This is a genomic window from Methylobacterium sp. D48H, from assembly GCF_053345715.1.
The window spans coordinates 102420-119412 of sequence record NZ_JBKFAP010000003.1 but is presented as its reverse complement, the minus strand read 5'-3'; the positions used below and the strand labels follow the sequence as shown (position 1 = coordinate 119412).

Here is a 16993-nt window from a genome sequence, read left to right as displayed (position 1 = left end):
CGGTCAGGACCGCGGCCACGTGAAGATCTCGCGCAGCCCGCCCGCGTGGCGAAACCAGTGGACGCGGGTCGCTGGATTGAAACCGTGATCCTGGTACGAAGTGGCGATCACCGACACGAGAGTCTCGGCCGCCGAGCGGTCGTGAATGTCGTAGGCCAGAAGTTTGGGAGTACCGTCGGTCTCGCGGGTGAGATCGCGAACCAGAATCGAATACGACATATCCCCCCTCCTTTCGACACAAAGCATGTACTCAAGATTATATCGCCAAAGCCAGGATCGTTCGCGGAAGGATCGTGTAAAGGTTAAACAACGTTAACGGGAATGTGTTGATTTGATACGGCCCCGGTTGGACTCGCCGGGCGCGCAGGTCTTCGCGGGGGTCGCGCGGCCCGCGACGCCGGAGCGGTCCGGTTCGGGAGACGCGGCTGTCGACCGGGTTCGGGCACCGAATCACGCTGCGGCGCCGGCCCGAGAGCTGTTCCCGATCGTGTCGCAGCGGTCTCGACGGACGACGATTCGGGCGGAGTCAGTCGCGCCCTGCCCCCTCTCCCGTGCGGCACAGGCTCGGTGCGCCTCCGCCTCAACTTGACCGGGACCGGCCCTAGATGTCGGAAAGCGGGCGCCCGACCGGACCGACGGGGCGCAGGGCAGAGCCGGAGGCCATGGTGAAGCGGATCCGGGCGGGGCTCGTCGCGGCAGGGCTCGCGCTGCTGACAGCCCAGTGCGCGCCCACGCCCGGCGCGCCGGCGGCCGGGATCGTCGTCGCCTCCAAGCTCGACACGGAGGGCGGGGTGCTCGGGAACATCATCCTGCAGGCGCTCCAGGCCCGGGGCCTGCCCACCGTCGATAAGATCCAGCTCGGCGCGACCGCGATCGTCCGCCAGGCCCTGATCGAGGGGCAGATCGACATCTATCCCGAATACACCGGTAACGCGGCGTTCTTCTTCGGGAAGGCCGATCTCCCGGTCTGGAAGGACCCGGAGGCGGCCTACCGCACGGCCCGGGACCTGGATCGCGCGGCCAACGACCTCGTCTGGCTGACGCCCGCCTCGGCCAACAACACCTGGGCGATCGCGGTGCGCGAGGAGATCGCGCGGGCCGCGGGCCTGAGGACCATGAGCGACTTCGGCCGCTACGTGGCGGGCGGCGGCGCGATCAAGCTCGCCGCCTCATCGGAATTCGTGACCAGCCCGGGGGCGCTGCCGGCCTTTGGCCGGGCCTACGGCTTCACCCTCCGGCCGGACCAGCTCGTCATCCTGGCCGGCGGCGACACGGCCGCGACGATCGCGGCGGCGGCGCGGGGCACCTCCGGCACGAACGCCGCCATGGTGTTCGGCACCGACGGCAGCATGGCGGTCGCGCGCCTCGTCATGCTGGACGACGACAAGGGCGTCCAGCCGGTCTACCAGCCGGCGCCGGTGGTCCGCGGCGCGGTCCTCAAGGCCCATCCGGAGATCGCCGCGGTGCTGGACCCGATCTTTCGCAAGCTCGATCTGGCCACGCTCCGGGATCTCAACGGCCGGGTCCAGATCGGCGGCGAGCCGGCCTCCGCGGTCGCGGCGGACTTCCTCCGGCGGAACGGGTTCGTGCGGTGAGCCGGCCGCGCGGACAGCGCGGCGCGACGCGCCCTCACCGGCGGAGCCGTCCGCGGCCCGCGGGATCCCGCGTCGACAAGCCGGGGCTCCGCCGGCAAGGATGCGCGGCGGGGCGCCCGAGAGCGTCGCGACGCCGGTGACCCGCCTCATGAGACCCGCCGCATTTCCGTCCATCGTCGCGCCCCCGGGCGCCGCCGCAGCGTGAGGATGGGGGAATCCCTCGCGACCGGGCGGTTTCGCCCGGGCGTCGATCCGCTGGGCGCGGCCTTCGCGGCCGTCCTGGCACTGAGCCTGCTCGCCCTGCCGCTGATGACGACCCGGCCGAACCGGATCGCGGCCGGCACCGCGCTGACGGCGTGGTCGGCGCTCCCCCCCGGCGCGGCGCTCCTCCTCGGGGGCGTCGTCGCCCTCGCGCTGCCGCCGCTGGTCCTGCGGTCGGCGCCGATCCTGCGGCTGGCCGCCGCCGCCGCGATCCTGCTGCTGCTCGGCCTCGCGGCCGGCTGGGCGGCCGATCACCTGACCGCGCCGGGCGACCGGTACGGCCGGGTCTCGCCGGACGCGGGCTGGTGGCTCGCCTTCGTCACGGCGGCCCTCGCGGCCGGCGACGGGCTGGCGCGGCTGCGGCCGGGACCGGTCATGCGGATCGCCGCGCTCGCCCTGCTGGTCGCCGCGACGGGGCTCGCCCTGCGCACCGGCTTCTGGGACAACCTCTCGGTCCTGCGGGAATATGCCAGTCGCTCCGACACGTTCGGCCGGGAGCTGAGGACCCACGCCGCCCTCGCCCTCGCCTCGGTGGCGGCCGCCGCCCTGGTCGGGATCCCGGCGGCCGTGCTGGCCCGCCCGGTCGCGCCCGCGCGGACGGGCCTGCTCACGGGCCTCAACGTCGTGCAGACCGTCCCGTCCATGGCGCTGTTCGGCATGCTGATCGCGCCCCTGGCCTGGATCGGCCGGGAGGTGCCGGGTGCGGCCGCCCTCGGCATCGCGGGGATCGGCGCCGCGCCGGCCTTCGTGGCGCTGTTCGCCTACGCGCTCCTGCCCGTGGCCGCCGCGACCGTCGCGGGCCTCGACGCGGTGCCCTGGCCGGTGCGCGACGCCGCCCGGGGCGTCGGCATGACCGCGCGCCAGCGGCTGTTCCAGGTCGACCTGCCCCTCGCCCTGCCGGCGATCCTGACCGGGATCCGGATCGTCCTCGTCCAGAATATCGGCCTCGCGGTGATCGCGGGGCTCGTGGGCGGCGGCGGCCTCGGCGTGTTCGTCTTCCAGGGCATCAGCCAGAACGCGGGCGACCTCGTCCTGCTCGGCGCGCTGCCGACCGTCGCCATGGCGACCGGCGCCGCGGTGCTGCTCGACGCCGTCATCGACCTGAGCCGCGGCCGCGCGGCGGAGCGGATCCCATGATCGACCTCGCCGGGGTGAGCCGCGTCTTCGAGGGGCGCACGGTGGTGGCGGACGTCACCCTGCGGGTCGAGACCGGGGCGATCCTGACGGTGGTCGGCACCTCGGGATCGGGCAAGACCACCCTGCTGCGGATGATCAACCGCCTGATCGAGCCGAGCGCCGGGACGGTCCGGATCGCCGGCCGGGACGTCCGGGAGGTGCCGCCGCACCTGCTTCGGCGCGGGATCGGCTACGCCATCCAGGGCCACGGGCTGTTCCCCCACCGCACGGTCGCGGAGAACATCGCGGTGGTGCCGAGGCTCGTCGGCTGGGACCGCCGGCGGATCGCCGCGCGGGTCGACGAGCTCCTCGGCCTGTTCAACCTCGATCCGGCGATCTACCGGGACCGCCTGCCGGCGGCGCTCTCTGGCGGCGAGCAGCAGCGGATCGGCGTCGCCCGGGCGCTCGCGGCCGAGCCGCCGATCCTGCTCATGGACGAGCCCTTCGGCGCCCTCGATCCGATCATCCGCGGGCGGGCGCAGGCGGATCTGCTGGCGATCCAGGCGCGCTACGGCACCACGATCGTGCTGGTGACCCACGACATGACCGAGGCCCTGCATCTCGGCGACCGGGTCGCCGTGATGGATGGCGGGCGCCTCGTGCAGGAGGCCGCCCCGGCGGACCTCGTCGGCGCGCCCGCCACCGCCTTCGTCGGCGCCCTCCTCGGCAGCGGCGACCGGGCCTTCCAGCTCATGGCCCTGCGCGCCGTGGACGATCTGATCGAGCCCGGCCCGGCGCCGGGCCCGCCCATCCCGGCCGGAACCACGGTGCGGGCCGCCCTCGCCGAGAGCCTGTGGTCCCGGCGCCCGGCCCTGCCGGTCAGCCGCGACGGCGTCGTCCTGGGCCGGGTGACGCGGGAGGCCCTCGAGGCGCGGGGCGCCCGGCCGTGATCCGCGCCCCGCAGATCGCCCGGGCCGCGCTCCTCGCCCTGCTCGGGGCGTTCCTGGTCGCCCCGGGGTGGTTCGCGCCCCTGTTCCGGCCCTTCGCCCCCGGCGACACGCCGCCGATCTACGCCCAGACGCCGCTGCTGACGCTCGCCGTCAACCACCTCCTGCTCGCCGCCGCCGCGACCGTGACCGCGGCCGTGATCGCCCTCGGCCTCGCGGTCGCGGCCACGCGGCCGGCCGGCCGCGACGTGCTGCCCTTCGCCCGGTCGGTGGCCCGAATCGGGCAGACCTTCCCGCCCGTCGCGGTCCTGGCCCTGGCCGTGCCGATCCTCGGGTTCGGCGCGGTCCCGACCCTGATCGCCCTCGTCCTCTACGGGCTGCTGCCGATCTTCGAGACCGCGCTCACCGGGCTCGAGGATCTCGACCCGGCGCTGATGGAGGCCGCCCGCGGCATGGGGCTGACCGACCGGCAGAGACTCGTCCGCGTCGAGCTGCCCCTGGCGCTGCCCATGATCCTGTCGGGGATCCGCCTCGCCGCGATCATCGGGCTGGCGACGGCGACCATCGGCTCGACGGTCGCCGCCAGCACCCTCGGCGAGGTGATCATCTCCGGCCTGCTGACCGGCAACACCGCCTACGTCCTGCAGGGCGGCCTCGTCGTGTCCGCGCTGGCGCTCCTGATCGACGGCGGTTTCCGCCGACTCGAGCGCGGCGCGGCACGCCGGGCTGGATTTCCTTCCTAGAGGCGACTAGAAGGCCAGCGGGGCCGTACGCGCGGCCCTGGGGCGTGGAACCCCCTGTCTGATGGTCGGTGCCGACCACAACGGCACCCGTATCCTTGGCCACACGGTCGGGGAGCCTGCGGCGTATGTCCAGGCGTTCCGGCGCTAAAGGTCGTAGGGACCGTTCAGACACGGTTTTCCAACTCCCCGACTCGGGATGGTCGAAGGCTCGCTCGCGGGGGCGCACCGCGAGCCAGGGCCCGCCGGGAGGATGGGCCATGGGTTCCAGCGATCCCGAGACGCGCAGGCGGCAGCTCGACCGGCTGCGCGCGGCCTACGAGGCCCGCGCGGGCCGGCCGGACCTCACGGCCATCGGCAGCGGTGCGCGGCACTCGCGGGTGCTCCTGGGACGGATCCTCGTGGTGCTCGGCGGCCTGCCGGACGGGGCCGGACTGCCGGCGATCGGTCCGGGCGGGAACGGACGCGCCCAGACGTAGCCGCGCGGGTCGCGGCGCCGGACGGCCGGCGAGACGCGCGGCCGCGGCGGCCCGACCGGCACGGAGGCTGGCGCGAAACCGGATCGACGGATCCGGTGCGACGGGACAGGCGGGTCGACTCGGCGATAAGACGCTGCCCATGACGTCGCCCATGACGCCCGCCGACCGGGACCGGTTCGAGAAGTGCCTCGCGCTCGCCGACCAGGGCGCCACGGCGGGCGAGCGCGCGGCTGCCCGGGCGGCGGCCGAGCGCATCGCCCGGGGTGCCGGGCTGACCCTCGCGGCGGCGGCCGAGGCGCTCCGGCGGAGCGGGCAGGCCTCCGCCGATCGGGCGACCCGCCCGCCCCCGCCCCGGCGGTCCTATCCCTGGGCGCAACCCAAGGAACCGGTGACACCCGTCACGGTCGAGGAATTGCTGCGCCAGAAGGCCGAGACGGAGGCGTGGCGCAAGCGCAGCGCGGCCGCCGCCGACCGCCGCCGGAAGCGGGAGCGCGCCGACCAGGAGGCCTACGTGGCGGAGCAGCGCGCCCGGCAGGCGGAGCGCGACCGGGACTGGGCGCGCACCCGCGCGGATCCCCCGGGGGCGCCGGAGGACGGGACCTGAGCGCCGGTCGGCCGGCTCAGCGGTGATGCCGCGGCCGCGCGCTGGGGTGGGCCCGCGCCCTGCGGTGCCGCGGCGCGACCCGCGGCGGCGCCGGCGGCTCCGCGGCGGCGACCGGGGGCCCGGGCACGAAGCCGTCACGGGCGGCGACGATCCGGCGGGCTTCCTCGACGCTCATGTCGCAGGCGCTCGTCATGCCCTGCAGGGCGCCCAGGGCGCGGTTGTACTCGGGAAGGTTGATGCATCCGGGGACGCCCCACGCCCAGGCGGGGACCGGCGCGGAGCCCGCCACCGCCAGCGCGAGGGCGGCAAGAGCGTTCCTGAGCGACACGGATCCCTCTCCTCTTCACCGAGACCCGGATCCCACCCCCTGAGGCAGCACGCCCCTCCGGGCGGCGGGTTCACGGACGCCCGATCAGGCCCCGCCGCACATGTGCTGGGAGTCGGGCAAAGTCCAGGAATCCAGCGTGCGCAGGTTGGTCGTCGTGTACATCTTGCCGCGATCGTCGCCCTTGGGGCAGCCCGTCGGCAGAAGTACGAGGCAGGTCATGACCCGGTCGCCGACCCGCGACCGCGCGACCGCTTCGACATACGCGTAGGAGACGCCGTAGACGCCGTTCTTGAGATCGACGCTCGTCCCGTCCCCGATCCCGTCGCCCTTCGGCTTCACGAGCGTGTCGCTGAACCGGGTCCCGATCCGCGCGATGGTGGTCGCCGCGCAGGTGCCGACCCGCGTCGGCACCTGCGCCTCGGCGGCGGACGCGAACCCGAGACCGGCGACCAACAGGGCGCCGGCCAGGATCGGTCCGGGGGCAGCCACCATCAGGCGGCTTCGAGGAGGAAGTTGGCCCGGCGGAACATCAATTCGCGCCGGTAGAAGTAGACGCCGCGGTGCCGCATCGCCGCGTGCGCCGCGTCCACGTCGAATCCGTACGGCCTGTCCCGGGTCGTATCGATGCAGCCGACATACATCCATCGGACACCGTCGATGAGCGACGGGATGGGCTGGTCCTGTCGGACGGCGCAGAACTGTTCCCCGTCCGAGGCCGAGATGAAAATGTAGAAGGTCTTCCGCGCGCACATCCGAACCTCCATGGGACTCGGGGATGTAACCGCAACGCCACGGTCAAGCTATAAACCGACCTTGAAGCAATAGTCAAGCTTCTGCCACATTTTCGTCACGTGTGAGACAGACCACCCCGGCCGCACGCCTCACAGGCAGCCGACCCGCCGCAGGGCGCCGATCAGCTTCCGGCCGACGCGGTAGCCGTTGAGGGATTCCGATCCGAGGATGCGGACGGTCTCGGCCGACGCGGTGCGGTCGTACAGGAACACCTGGAAATCCGACCGCCCCTGCCCGACGGGGCCGCTGCTGACCTGGCCGCAGAACGCCACGGCGGACTCCGCCTCGGCGGGGATAGGTCGGATCTTGCGGAATCTCACGAGGCCCGCATCCGGGAAGGCCGCGGCGACCCGCGCCCGCATCTCGGCCTCCAGATCATCGGCGCCCTGTCCGTGGGCGAACGGCGCCGCGAGCAGGCCTCCGAGGAGCGCCGCCAGCATCGCGCGTCCCCATCCCGTCCCAGGCACGGTGCGGGACTTCCGGACCCTCGACCTCGGAACGGGCGGGCGGCGTGTGGCGGCCATGAAGGGACTTCGCGATGCGCTCGAAGCGTATTGGATCACGAAGATCTGCGAAGTGGAAGCGTCGGAACCTCGCCGGCGAATTGTCCCGCAGGCGCGACCCGAAAAATCCGGCGGCGCTCTCCCAATCTCGGACAGAACCATGGCCATGTCATTGACCAACCGGACGGCGCGCGTCGCATCGAAATTCTGCATTCAAAATTCGTTACTTGCCAAGCATGTCATTCTGCATTGACAGACGATAATGTCCGAGTATTCCTGGTCTATAATAGGTGTCGGCAGGGTCGAAGAAGGGGTCGATCGCTTTGCGCAAGAACCAGGACCAGCTCGAGCCGACCATCAGCGACGTGGCCCTGCGCGTCGTGACCGCCTATCTGTCGAACAACGCGCTGCCGCACACCAGCATACCGCCGCTCCTGCTCACCGTGCACGGCGCGCTCTCCGCGCTCACCGACCGGCCCGCGGTCGTCGAGGCGCCGCCCGAGCAGCCCGACGCCGCTCAGATCCGCGGCTCGGTCCGCCAGGACGGCATCGTCAGCTTCATCGACGGCCGGTCGTACAAGACCATGAAGCGGCACCTCACGGCGCACGGGCTGACGCCGGAACTCTACCGCGCGCGCTACGGGCTGCCGGACGATTACCCGATGACCGCGCCGGGCTACGCCGAGCGCCGGTCAGAGATCGCCAAGGCGATCCGGCTCGGCAGCAAGGCTGCCTGATCGACGCCGCCTGACCGACGCAGCCCGGCCGCCGAGCCCCCGTGAACCGATGGCCGGCACGGACGTAGACGCGCTGGGCGGGGCGGCGCGCGCGTGCCGGCACTGCGGGTCGGCCCGTCTGGCAACGCGATCGGGTGAGAGGGATCTGGCCATGAAGGGTCTGTCTGGCTGCGTCGCCCTCCTTCTCCTCGGGATCGGACCGGCCTCGGCGCAGACCGTCCTGGCCCCGTCCGGAGACTCGGCCGTGACGCAGCCCGGTGGGACGGCGGGGCGGGCCGCGCGACGCAACATCCAGGAGGCCTACCGCAACGGCGACGTGGTCGGCCATCGGCATGCGCCAGCCGCCCCCGCGCCCCGGCCGGACCGGCCCCGCCGCACGAGCCCGCGCTTCTAGAGGCCCCGCTCCTCGCGCGAGCGCCGTGCTGCGCGCCGGCCTTCGGCGCCCGGGCGCCGGCCGGACTCCGCGCTCGCCGCCCGCGGGCCACGGCCTGAAATCGTTCTGTAATCCGAGCCGGTCACGGTCCGCGCGCAGGTCGACCGCAGCTCGCGGTCGCGGCGGGTCGCGCTGGACCGGATCGACCCGGCAGCCCGGCCCCGGCAACGACGACAGGTGTTCGATGCTTCGGACTGCGATCGCCCTGACGCTTCTGCTGGCCGGAGCCCCGGCCTGGGCCGGACCGCGCTGGCAGGACCTGCCGCCGACCCCCGCGCCGGTCGCCGGCACGGTTTCCGGGCGCGCCGCCGTCAACGGCATTCGGCTGTATTACGCCACGATCGGCAACGGTCCGCCGGTCGTCCTGCTGCACGGCGGCCTGTCGAACTCCGATTACTGGGGCCACCAAGTCGCGGCGCTCGCCGCCCGCCGCACGGTCATCCTCGTGGACAGCCGCGGGCACGGCCGCAGCACCCGGGACGATCGGCCATTCGGCTACGACCTGATGACCGACGACGTGGTCGGGCTGCTCGACGTGCTGAAGATCCCGCGCGCCGACATCGTCGGGTGGAGCGACGGCGCGATCCTCGGTCTCGACATGGCGATGCGCCACCCCGACCGCGTCGGCAAGGTGTTCGCGTTCGGCGCCAACGCCGACCCGTCTGGCCTGATCGAGGGTGTGGAGACGAACCCGACCTTCGCCGCCTTCATCGACCGGGCCGGCAAGGAGTACGAGGCCCTCTCGCCGACCCCGAAGGACTACGCCGCCTTCGTCGACGCGGTTGGCCGGATGTGGGGCGGGCAGCCGCGCTGGACCGAAGCCGATCTGAAGCGGATCCGCGCGCCGGTCCTCATCGCGGACGGCGACCACGACGAGGGGATCAAGCGCGCGCACACCGAGTACCTCGCTGCCACGATTCCCGGGGCTGGGCTGCTGATCCTGCCCAATGCCAGCCACTTCGCGTTCCTCCAGGATCCGGCGCTCTTCAACGCGGCGCTCCTCGGCTTCCTGGACGGGCCATGATGGCCAGAGGCGCTCGATCGGGCAGTTTCCCGAACGTGGTCGGACCGCGATGATCCAGCCCACGCCCCAACTTCATCGGAACGCATCGCTTGCCGGCAATTCGTCGAAGATAGCGTTCACGCCTCAGGTGCAACGATATCAATCGGCGCCGAACTCCTAAGCTCGGACGAGACATACCAGCTGTCCCACTGCGAAAATTGCGCAAATACTCGATGGTAACCCTTAGATACGAGCATTTCCTCAACGGCGCGCTCTGTCTTCGGATTATTCTCGACCGAGAGGGTTCGGAATTTGTGCCTGAAACTGTAGGATGATAGGATCTCCAGCTCGCTGCCCTCCGTGTCGATCGACATATAGTCGATGATTTCAGGTGCGCCGTACTGATCCAGCAAGTCGTCCAGGGAAATCGTCTCCACCGCGAGGCGCGCACCCCGCTTTCGGGTCTCCGAGAAATGATCGGCGTCGGAAAACGCCTCCATTCCACTCAACTCGGGATCCGCGTCGTCAGTCGCGAGGAAAGACACCGTCTCTCCGGATCTGGAAGAGACACATCGTGTCTCGATGAATGCATCCCTGTTCCGCATCAGCTCCCGATGCCAGACCGGATTGGGCTCTGCCAAGATGCCCTTCCATCCGAGCTTCTTCTCGAGTAACCACGTGTTGCTGTTCTTTAAACCGTTTGTCGCACCGAACTCGACGAAGAATCCATCCGACTTCTCGCCGAGCTCAAAACAGACCCATAAGTCTTGCAGGATCTGCGATCTCGATCGGTCTCGGCGCGCTATGCAATAGTTTAGGAATCTTATGTCGTTATCGATGACGAACGGCCGCATTTCCGGTCGATTCAAGCGCACCGCATTGAATATGTATTTCTGAGAGACCGGCAGCCTCGAAATCCGCGCGCAGAGAGGCGCGACTGCTGAGCGCATCAAATGTTTGGCAATGCTCACATTATCCACCTTTACCTGCAGCCTGTGCACTGTAGAGAACAGAAGCTGAAAGTCATCTCGCGTTGACGTTGAGCGGCGGCGAGGCCCGGCCGCGTTCGAAACCCCCTCGACCTTCACCATGCCCGACCCAGATCGCAAATAACCTCTTTCGGCGATGACCCGCCCGTACATCTGGACGACCCGCCGGAGCGCGCCGCCCGACTCCGTACGACTACAGACCCGCGGCCGCACCGGCGGCACGCACGGTGCATTCGTGAACGTCGTCACGTTTCCCGATGCGGAACACGCCGCCATGGCGGTGCGTCACCGGTTGCGGGCACGCTCCGGCCGGAGAGGACTCACACGCTTGATCGACGCCGGAAGCCAGACCGCGAGTGCCTCCGATGCCGCCGCATCGGTCGCCGGGTCGATCGCGGCCGTCACGCGGCGGCTCGATTCCCTTCCGATGACGCGGCTTCACGCGGCGGCGCTCGCCGTCTGCACGCTGGGCCTGTTCACCGACATCGCCGAGGTCGCCCTGAGCAACGCCCTGGCGGCCATCTTCCTCGCGCCGCCCCACAACATGCCGCGGGGCAGCCTCTCGCTGCTCCTCGCCTCCGTGTTCGCCGGCGGGGCGGTGGGCGCACCCGTCTTCGGGATGCTGGGGGATCGCCTCGGCCGCAGGCGCGCGCTCCAGGCCTCCCTCGCGCTGATGGCCGCCGGATCGCTGGCGGCCGCCGCGAGCCAGGGGCTCACGGCGCTGACGATCGCCCGGACGGTCTCGGGGTTCGCGATCGGCGGATTCCCACCCTTGGTCGCCACCTACCTCGCCGAGGTGACGCCCGCGCGCCGACGCGGCGCGACGCTGCTGGTCTGCGCCGGACTCGGGCTCCTCGGAGGCCTGGCCGCGATCGGCCTGGTCCAGATGATGGCACCGGCCGCGCCGCTCGGGATCGAGCCGTGGCGCTGGGCGCTGATCCTCGGGGGCGCCCTGGCGGCGCTCGGCGGCGTCCTGTTCGCGCGGCTGCCGGAATCGCCGCGGTGGCTCGCCTCGGTCGGGCGCTCCGCCGAGGCCGACGCCGCCTGCCGCCGGTTCGAGCGCGCGGCCGGCCGGAGCCGGGTCGCCGCCCCCGCCGACCCGGACACGGACCCGCCCGCGACCGGGCCCGCGGGGTTCCGGGGCCTGTTCGCCGAGACGCGCCAGCTGCGCCGGACGGCCCTGTTCGTCGGCCTCTACACCCTCGCCCCCCTGGCGACGATCGCCTTCCCGCTGCTCAGCGCCGTCGTGATGGTGGAGAAGGGCTTCAAGGTCGATCAATCCCTCGTCTTCGCCGCGCTGTCGATGCTCGGCCCGCCCCTGGGTACCCTGCTGACCGCGCTGGCGATCGACCGGCTCGAGCGGCGCGCCGTCCTGACGGCCCTGGCGGCGGCGATGGCGGCCCTCGGCACGGCCTTCGCCGCGAGCGGCACGTTCCTGACCCTGGTCCTGGTCGGCATCGCCTTCAACACCGCGGCGGCGACCTACGGCAGCATCCTCGCCGTCTACGCGACGGAGCTGCTCCCGACGCCGCTGCGGGCTTCGGCCATGACCTGCGCCTGGGCCGGCGGCCGGGTCGCGGCCGCGCTGGCGCCGATCATCCTCCTGCCGATCCTCTCGGCCTACGGGCCGCACGCGATGTTCGCGGTGATCACGCTCGTCCTCGCGGCGAGCGCGGCCCTGCTCCTCGCCGGACCGCGCGGCCTGTCCGGGCAGGCCCTTGCTTAGGGAAACCCGGAAGCGCGGGTCTCCGACCCGCGGCGCCGCGCCGGATGGCGTCGGTTGCCAATCCGGCAAGATTCACACGATAAAGTTGCGCAGGCGGCCGGACGGAACCGCCGGGCACGCCGGGGGTGTCACACGTGTCTAGCCCGGTGCTCGTCCCGAGCCTCGTCGAGACGACCAGCCACGTCGACCCCAAGCAGGCCTTCGAGTTCTGGCGCTGCACGGCCCTGGCCGGGTTCGGCGACATCGGCCGGCGGCACCCCCGGGAGCGGTTCGCGGCCAAGCGCCTGAGCGTGGCCTCGGCCGGCTGGGCGCTGACCCACACGGTGAGCAGCCCGGTCGCGGTGGAGTTCCGCTCCCGCCACGTCGACCGGAACGCCCGCAGGATGGTGGTGATCGGCCTCGCGCTCGACGGCGTCGGCTACCAGGAACAGAACGGCCGCGGGGCCCAGCTGACCCCCGGCGACATCAGCTTCCTGACGCGGAACCGGCCCTTCGTGGCCGGCACCCAGAGCGCCTACGGCGAGATCCGCCTCGCCGTCCCGCGCAAGATGTTCGAGGCTTTCGTCGGCGACGCCGACGCCTTCGCGGGCCGCAGCCTCGGCCCGCTCCCGGCCGGGGCGGAGGTCCGGGCGCGGCTGCGCGGGGTGGCCGGCTCGGTCGCCTGGATGTCCGCCGACGAGGCGCAGGCGGCCGTCGAGGGCGTGCTCCACCTCCTCGGCCATCTCGTCGACGGCGCGGCCCGGCGCGGCGATCCGGAGGCGGTCTCGCGGGCGGCCGTGGTGTCGCTCGCCCGCGCCCATATCGCGCGGCGGATGCACGACCCCGACCTGAACCCGCAGGACATCCAGCGCGCGCTCGGTCTCTCCCGGACCAGCCTGTACCGCGCCTTCGCGGAGACCGGCGGCATCGCGGCGGCGATCCGCGACGCGCGCCTCGACCTCGCGCGCCGGCGCCTCGAGGCCCGCCGCGACGACAAGCTGCGGATCGCCTCGATCGCCTACGCGTGCGGCTTCACCGACGTGCCGACCTTCAACCGCGGCTTCCGCAAGCGCTTCGGCTTGGCCCCGGGCGACCTCCGGCCCGCGCTCCCCTAGGCGAGGCGCGTCGGGCGCGTCAGCCCGCGGCGGCGAGATCCGCCCGGTCGCGGACCTGGGCGGGGAAATCGAACACCGCGTCCGCGTGGGCGATCGTGGCCGGGCGGTGGGCGACGATGACCCGCGTCATCCGCAGGTCGCGCAGTGCCTGGGCGATCACCGCCTCGGTGGCCTCGTCGAGGTGGCTCGTGGCCTCGTCGAGGAACAGGATCTCGGGCCGCCGGTAGAGGGCGCGCGCCAGCACGATGCGCTGCTTCTGGCCGCCCGACAGGGTCGAGCCCATGTCGCCGACGAGGCTCTCGAAGCCCATGGGCATGCGGCGGATGTCGTCCAGGATCGCCGCCCGGGCGGCGCACTCGGCGATCCAGCCCGCGTCCGGATGCTCGTCGAAGGCCGCGATGTTCTCGGCGATCGAGCCGGCGAACAGGCCGTCGCTCTGCATCACGCCGGCGATCCGGCGCCTGTAGGACCCGGCGGCGGTGCGGATGTCCTGGCCGTCGGCGGTGACGGTCCCCTCGCTGGGCGGCGTCAGCCCCATCATCACCTTCATGAGCGAGGTCTTGCCGCAGCCCGAGGGACCGGTGATCGCGAAGCAGGCACCGGCCCGGACGGACAGCGAGACGCCGCGGAAGATCCAGGGCTCGTCGGCCCCGTAGCGCAGCGCAAGGCCCGCGCCGGCGAGCGCTCCGGCCTTCAGGGCGACGACCGGGGGCGCCCCCGGCTGCGCCCCGGCGGCGAGATCCTGCTCCTCCGGCTCGCACAGCACGATGTCGGCGAGCCGGTCGGTCTGCACGTCGAGCATGCGCAGTTTGAACCACGCGTCGATCAGGCTGCCGATCCGAGTGGCGAACTGGTCGCGATAGGCCAGGAACGCCACCAGCATGCCGAGCGACAGGGACCCGCCGATGACCGCGCGGGCGCCGAGCACCAGCAGGATCAGCCGGTCGAGGCCGAACAGGAACTCGTTCGCGCGGCCGAACACGAGGTCGAGGCGCTGCAGCCGCAGCCGGGCGTTCAGGGCCGTGACGAAGTGGTTCATCCAGGCGCCGCCGCGCCGCTCGCGCAGGTCGAGGAGCTTGACGCTCGCCATGCCGCGGACCGTCTCGATGAAGTGCGTCTGCTGGCGGGCCTCGGCCACGAGGGCCTCCTCGCTGCCCTCCCGGTAGGCGCCGTAGGCGAAGACCCGCAGGACCGCGTTGAGCGCCGTCGAGGCCAGGACCACGGCGACCAGCCAGCCGCCGTAGACCGTCAGCATGGCCAGCATGCCGACCGCCATGAGCCCGTCGAGCATGGCCTGGACGAGGTCGGTCGTCAGGCCCTTCTGGATGGTGGCCAGGGAGCCGAACCGCGAGATCACGTCGCCGACATGGCGCTTCTCGAAGTAGTCGAGGGGCAGCCGCGACAGGTGGTCGAACAGGCCGGCAGACCACTGGTAGTTCAGCCGGGTCCCGGCCAGCATGATCGCCCAGGTGCGGGCGATGCTGAGGCCGAGCTGGAGCAGCAGCAGCAGCGCGAGGCCGATCGCCACCACGAGGAGCAGGTCGTGGTCGGCGTTCACGATCACCTCGTCGATGACGACCTGCGAGGCGATGGGCATCAGGAGGGCGACGAGCTCGATCCCGAGGGAGAGGGCCAGGACCTGGGCCAGGGCGGCGCGGATGCCGGCCATGTTGCGGAACAGGTCGCGCAGCCGCAGGCCCGGGGCGGCCCGCTCCCGCCGGAAGCCCGGATTGGGCACCGCCTCCAGGGCGACGCCGGTGAATTCCCGCGAGGCCTCCGCGAGGCTGACCCGCCGCCGGCCGCGGCCCGGATCGTTGATGACGAGGCCGCCGCGCTCGACCCGGGTCAGCACCACGAAGTGGTTGAGGCCCCAGTGCAGGATGCAGGGCAGCCGGAGCCGGGGCAGGTCCGTGAGCTCGACCCGGAGCGCGCGGGCGGTCAGGCCCTGGGCGCCGCAGAGGTCGATCAGGTTGCGCAGGGTCATGCCCTTGAGGGACAGGGGATGGCGCCGCCGCAGCGTCGCGAGGTCGATCTGGCGCCCGTGATAGGCCAGGACCATGGCGAGGCAGGCCATGCCGCACTCGGCGGCCTCGGCCTGGAGGACGACCGGCACCCGGCGGCGGAGCCCGAAATCCAGCCGGGCGGCGAGGGACGGCGCCGTCACGGGGCGGCCTTCCGGACCGGCAGGGCGTCGAGGCCGCCGCGCGTGACGAGGGCGAGGCTCTCGCGGACATGCGTCACGGGATCGAGCAGCCAGCGGTAGAGCGACCGCTTCTCCAGGGCGATGTCGGCCTCGACGCGCATGCCCGCCTCGAGGCTGCGCCGCTCGCCGTAGGCCAGCACGGTGTCGGAATCGGGCCGGACCACGATGCGGTAGAGGTCGGTCCCCTCCCCCCGGGCGGCGGCGCGCCGCGCGAAGTCGGGCGCGTCGTCGCTGCCCAGCGGCGCCCGCGTGACCTCGGTGACGACGCCGCGGTGCAGGCCGAAGCGCTGGAACGGGAAGGCGGCGTAGCGCAGCATCACGGGCGCGCCGGCCTCGGCGAAGCCGATGGCCGACGAATCGACGAACAGGTTGGCCTGGAGGCGCCCGGCGCTCGGCAGCAGGGTCAGGAGCGTCGCCCCGGCCGCCACGGTCTGGCCGACCTGCGCGCGGATCGACGTCAGGGTCCCGGCCTCCGGCGCCCGGACCTCGATGGCGCGGCGCGCCTCGCTCTCGGCCTTCTGCTGCGCCAGCTGGGCGGCGGTCCGGTCGAGGTCGGCGAGGTCGCGGGCCAACCGGTCGTCGTAGGCGGCGAGCTGGGACTTCGTGTCGGCGAGCTTGCCGTCGATCTGGAGGCGGCTCTGCTGGAACTGGGCGAGCTGCGCGCTCGCCTGCATGTAGAGGTAGTTCTGGCTCTGGAAGTCGGCGGCGCGGGCGTAGCCGCGCGCCACGGCGTCCGCGAGTTCCTCGACCCGCGCCCGGAGCGGCGGAACCAGCTTGTCCTGCAGGTCGATCTGCTTGGCGAGCTGGGCCGACTGCTCGCTCAGATTCGCCACCTGCTCGCGCAGCGCCTGCCGCTCCGTGCCGGCCAGATCGGCCCGGGCGGTCCGCTGCCGCTCGACGCTCTGGCGCTGGCGCTCCAGCTCGGCGATGACGCGCTCCTGCGTGGGGCCGCTCGCCGACACGGCGTCGAGGTCGATCGTGTACAGGAGCTGCCCGCGCGCGACCTTGTCGCCCTCGCGGACGCCGGTCGAGCCCACGCGCCCCGCCACCGGGCTGGCGAGGCTGATCAGCCCGATATCGGGCGCGAGCAGGCCGACGGCGTGGATGCGGCGCGTGTAGGTGCCCTGCCAGGCATACAGGCCGACCGCCGCCACCATGATCACGCAGGCCGCGGCCACGATGCGGACCGGCAGAGGCTGGATAATCTGCGCCTCGCCCAGCCACGCGTTGCGTCGCGCCTCGATAACCTCAAGTCGAAAGAGCGGACTTGGCACCCGGAGAAAGCAACCTTCCTGAAGGAGACAGCCGTATTCGAGGGCAATGCTCAGCGCATCTGCCACCTTACTCGGTCGCATCACGGGAGTTTCATGTCAACACTTGCCGACACGGCGAATTTTGAATAATCCTGCCCGCGTCAGAACGTCGCGCCTGCGTTTAAAACCG

20 protein-coding genes are annotated in these 16993 nt (G+C 72.1%); 12 read left to right on the top strand and 8 right to left on the bottom strand.

Annotation, left to right across the window (positions count from 1 at the left end; translation table 11 throughout):
• Window positions 1-3: 3 nt before the first annotated feature.
• Entirely contained in the window at window positions 4-219 is a 216-nt protein-coding gene (locus ACLBX8_RS09215) for a hypothetical protein (protein WP_056522883.1), read from the bottom strand.
• Between the two features lie 443 nt (window positions 220-662).
• Between ACLBX8_RS09215 and osmF the strand changes: the two genes are divergently transcribed.
• The 6 genes from osmF to ACLBX8_RS09185 all read left to right on the top strand — a co-directional run bounded on the left by osmF (window position 663) and on the right by ACLBX8_RS09185 (window position 5742).
• Window positions 663-1595 (top strand): glycine betaine ABC transporter substrate-binding protein OsmF, encoded by a 933-nt coding sequence (gene osmF / locus ACLBX8_RS09210; RefSeq protein ID WP_447715014.1) that lies wholly within the window; start codon window positions 663-665, stop codon window positions 1593-1595.
• Between the two features lie 207 nt (window positions 1596-1802).
• On the top strand, window positions 1803-2993 hold the full coding sequence (locus ACLBX8_RS09205; RefSeq protein ID WP_447715013.1) for an ABC transporter permease: 1191 nt from the start codon (window positions 1803-1805) through the stop codon (window positions 2991-2993).
• On the top strand, window positions 2990-3922 hold the full coding sequence (locus ACLBX8_RS09200; RefSeq protein WP_447715012.1) for an ABC transporter ATP-binding protein: 933 nt from the start codon (window positions 2990-2992) through the stop codon (window positions 3920-3922). The genes ACLBX8_RS09205 and ACLBX8_RS09200 overlap by 4 nt, the downstream gene beginning before the upstream one ends.
• Entirely contained in the window at window positions 3919-4662 is a 744-nt protein-coding gene (locus ACLBX8_RS09195) for an ABC transporter permease (RefSeq protein ID WP_447715011.1), read from the top strand. Before ACLBX8_RS09200 ends, ACLBX8_RS09195 begins: the two co-directional genes overlap by 4 nt.
• Window positions 4663-4919: 257 nt before the next feature.
• Window positions 4920-5138, top strand: a complete 219-nt coding sequence (locus ACLBX8_RS09190; protein WP_020090998.1) for a hypothetical protein — start codon at window positions 4920-4922, stop codon at window positions 5136-5138.
• 139 nt (window positions 5139-5277) lie between these two features.
• Window positions 5278-5742, top strand: coding sequence for a hypothetical protein (locus tag ACLBX8_RS09185; RefSeq protein ID WP_244534877.1), 465 nt, complete (start codon window positions 5278-5280; stop codon window positions 5740-5742).
• Between the two features lie 16 nt (window positions 5743-5758).
• Here the strand turns inward: ACLBX8_RS09185 and ACLBX8_RS09180 are convergent, their stop codons facing one another.
• The 4 genes from ACLBX8_RS09180 to ACLBX8_RS09165 all read right to left on the bottom strand — a co-directional run bounded on the left by ACLBX8_RS09180 (window position 5759) and on the right by ACLBX8_RS09165 (window position 7329).
• On the bottom strand, window positions 5759-6070 hold the full coding sequence (locus ACLBX8_RS09180; protein WP_447715010.1) for a hypothetical protein: 312 nt from the start codon (window positions 6068-6070) through the stop codon (window positions 5759-5761).
• A gap of 84 nt (window positions 6071-6154) precedes the next feature.
• Window positions 6155-6562, bottom strand: coding sequence for a hypothetical protein (locus tag ACLBX8_RS09175; RefSeq protein ID WP_447698205.1), 408 nt, complete (start codon window positions 6560-6562; stop codon window positions 6155-6157).
• Window positions 6562-6822 carry a hypothetical protein gene (locus ACLBX8_RS09170; RefSeq protein WP_056523187.1) on the bottom strand — a complete coding sequence of 87 codons (261 nt, stop codon included), beginning with the start codon at window positions 6820-6822 and terminating at the stop codon, window positions 6562-6564. The genes ACLBX8_RS09175 and ACLBX8_RS09170 overlap by 1 nt, the downstream gene beginning before the upstream one ends.
• A gap of 129 nt (window positions 6823-6951) precedes the next feature.
• Window positions 6952-7329 carry a hypothetical protein gene (locus ACLBX8_RS09165; RefSeq protein WP_447715009.1) on the bottom strand — a complete coding sequence of 126 codons (378 nt, stop codon included), beginning with the start codon at window positions 7327-7329 and terminating at the stop codon, window positions 6952-6954.
• A gap of 55 nt (window positions 7330-7384) precedes the next feature.
• Here ACLBX8_RS09165 and ACLBX8_RS09160 point away from each other — a divergent pair, with 55 nt between their 5' ends.
• The 4 genes from ACLBX8_RS09160 to ACLBX8_RS09145 all read left to right on the top strand — a co-directional run bounded on the left by ACLBX8_RS09160 (window position 7385) and on the right by ACLBX8_RS09145 (window position 9559).
• Window positions 7385-7618, top strand: a complete 234-nt coding sequence (locus ACLBX8_RS09160; protein WP_447715008.1) for a hypothetical protein — start codon at window positions 7385-7387, stop codon at window positions 7616-7618.
• A gap of 70 nt (window positions 7619-7688) precedes the next feature.
• Window positions 7689-8102 (top strand): MucR family transcriptional regulator, encoded by a 414-nt coding sequence (locus ACLBX8_RS09155; protein ID WP_020091004.1) that lies wholly within the window; start codon window positions 7689-7691, stop codon window positions 8100-8102.
• A 151-nt stretch (window positions 8103-8253) separates the two neighbouring features.
• Window positions 8254-8496: a hypothetical protein gene (locus ACLBX8_RS09150; protein WP_091676038.1), complete on the top strand. Its 243-nt coding sequence runs from the start codon at window positions 8254-8256 to the stop codon at window positions 8494-8496.
• A 223-nt stretch (window positions 8497-8719) separates the two neighbouring features.
• Window positions 8720-9559 (top strand): alpha/beta fold hydrolase, encoded by an 840-nt coding sequence (locus ACLBX8_RS09145; RefSeq protein WP_091977898.1) that lies wholly within the window; start codon window positions 8720-8722, stop codon window positions 9557-9559.
• Between the two features lie 116 nt (window positions 9560-9675).
• On the opposite strand, the gene ACLBX8_RS09140 is transcribed toward ACLBX8_RS09145, so the two are convergent.
• The gene (locus tag ACLBX8_RS09140) at window positions 9676-10629 is read right to left on the bottom strand and encodes an FkbM family methyltransferase (protein WP_447698203.1); all 954 of its coding nucleotides are present in this window, start codon (window positions 10627-10629) and stop codon (window positions 9676-9678) included.
• Between the two features lie 325 nt (window positions 10630-10954).
• Between ACLBX8_RS09140 and ACLBX8_RS09135 the strand changes: the two genes are divergently transcribed.
• Together ACLBX8_RS09135 and ACLBX8_RS09130 are read left to right on the top strand one after the other, a co-directional pair.
• On the top strand, window positions 10955-12253 hold the full coding sequence (locus ACLBX8_RS09135) for an MFS transporter (RefSeq protein WP_244540748.1): 1299 nt from the start codon (window positions 10955-10957) through the stop codon (window positions 12251-12253).
• A 134-nt stretch (window positions 12254-12387) separates the two neighbouring features.
• Complete coding sequence (locus ACLBX8_RS09130) at window positions 12388-13347, top strand: helix-turn-helix domain-containing protein (RefSeq protein WP_447698202.1); 960 nt, start codon at window positions 12388-12390, stop codon at window positions 13345-13347.
• 19 nt (window positions 13348-13366) lie between these two features.
• Here ACLBX8_RS09130 and ACLBX8_RS09125 read toward each other — a convergent pair whose 3' ends face one another.
• Entirely contained in the window at window positions 13367-15511 is a 2145-nt protein-coding gene (locus ACLBX8_RS09125) for a peptidase domain-containing ABC transporter (protein ID WP_447698201.1), read from the bottom strand.
• Window positions 15508-16824 (bottom strand): HlyD family efflux transporter periplasmic adaptor subunit, encoded by a 1317-nt coding sequence (locus ACLBX8_RS09120; protein WP_447698200.1) that lies wholly within the window; start codon window positions 16822-16824, stop codon window positions 15508-15510. The genes ACLBX8_RS09125 and ACLBX8_RS09120 overlap by 4 nt, the downstream gene beginning before the upstream one ends.
• Between the last annotated feature and the right edge of the window lie 169 nt (window positions 16825-16993).

Excerpts from the sequence above, each read along its gene's own strand:
- ACLBX8_RS09215 (WP_056522883.1), bottom strand. The coding sequence starts at position 219 with ATGTCGTATTCGATTCTGGTTCGCGATCTCACCCGCGAGACCGACGGT.
- osmF (WP_447715014.1), top strand. The coding sequence starts at position 663 with ATGGTGAAGCGGATCCGGGCGGGGCTCGTCGCGGCAGGGCTCGCGCTG.
- ACLBX8_RS09205 (WP_447715013.1), top strand. The coding sequence starts at position 1,803 with ATGGGGGAATCCCTCGCGACCGGGCGGTTTCGCCCGGGCGTCGATCCG.
- ACLBX8_RS09200 (WP_447715012.1), top strand. The coding sequence starts at position 2,990 with ATGATCGACCTCGCCGGGGTGAGCCGCGTCTTCGAGGGGCGCACGGTG.
- ACLBX8_RS09190 (WP_020090998.1), top strand. The coding sequence starts at position 4,920 with ATGGGTTCCAGCGATCCCGAGACGCGCAGGCGGCAGCTCGACCGGCTG.
- ACLBX8_RS09185 (WP_244534877.1), top strand. The coding sequence starts at position 5,278 with ATGACGTCGCCCATGACGCCCGCCGACCGGGACCGGTTCGAGAAGTGC.
- ACLBX8_RS09175 (WP_447698205.1), bottom strand. The coding sequence starts at position 6,562 with ATGGTGGCTGCCCCCGGACCGATCCTGGCCGGCGCCCTGTTGGTCGCC.
- ACLBX8_RS09170 (WP_056523187.1), bottom strand. The coding sequence starts at position 6,822 with ATGTGCGCGCGGAAGACCTTCTACATTTTCATCTCGGCCTCGGACGGG.
- ACLBX8_RS09160 (WP_447715008.1), top strand. The coding sequence starts at position 7,385 with ATGAAGGGACTTCGCGATGCGCTCGAAGCGTATTGGATCACGAAGATC.
- ACLBX8_RS09150 (WP_091676038.1), top strand. The coding sequence starts at position 8,254 with ATGAAGGGTCTGTCTGGCTGCGTCGCCCTCCTTCTCCTCGGGATCGGA.
- ACLBX8_RS09145 (WP_091977898.1), top strand. The coding sequence starts at position 8,720 with ATGCTTCGGACTGCGATCGCCCTGACGCTTCTGCTGGCCGGAGCCCCG.
- ACLBX8_RS09140 (WP_447698203.1), bottom strand. The coding sequence starts at position 10,629 with ATGGTGAAGGTCGAGGGGGTTTCGAACGCGGCCGGGCCTCGCCGCCGC.
- ACLBX8_RS09135 (WP_244540748.1), top strand. The coding sequence starts at position 10,955 with ATGACGCGGCTTCACGCGGCGGCGCTCGCCGTCTGCACGCTGGGCCTG.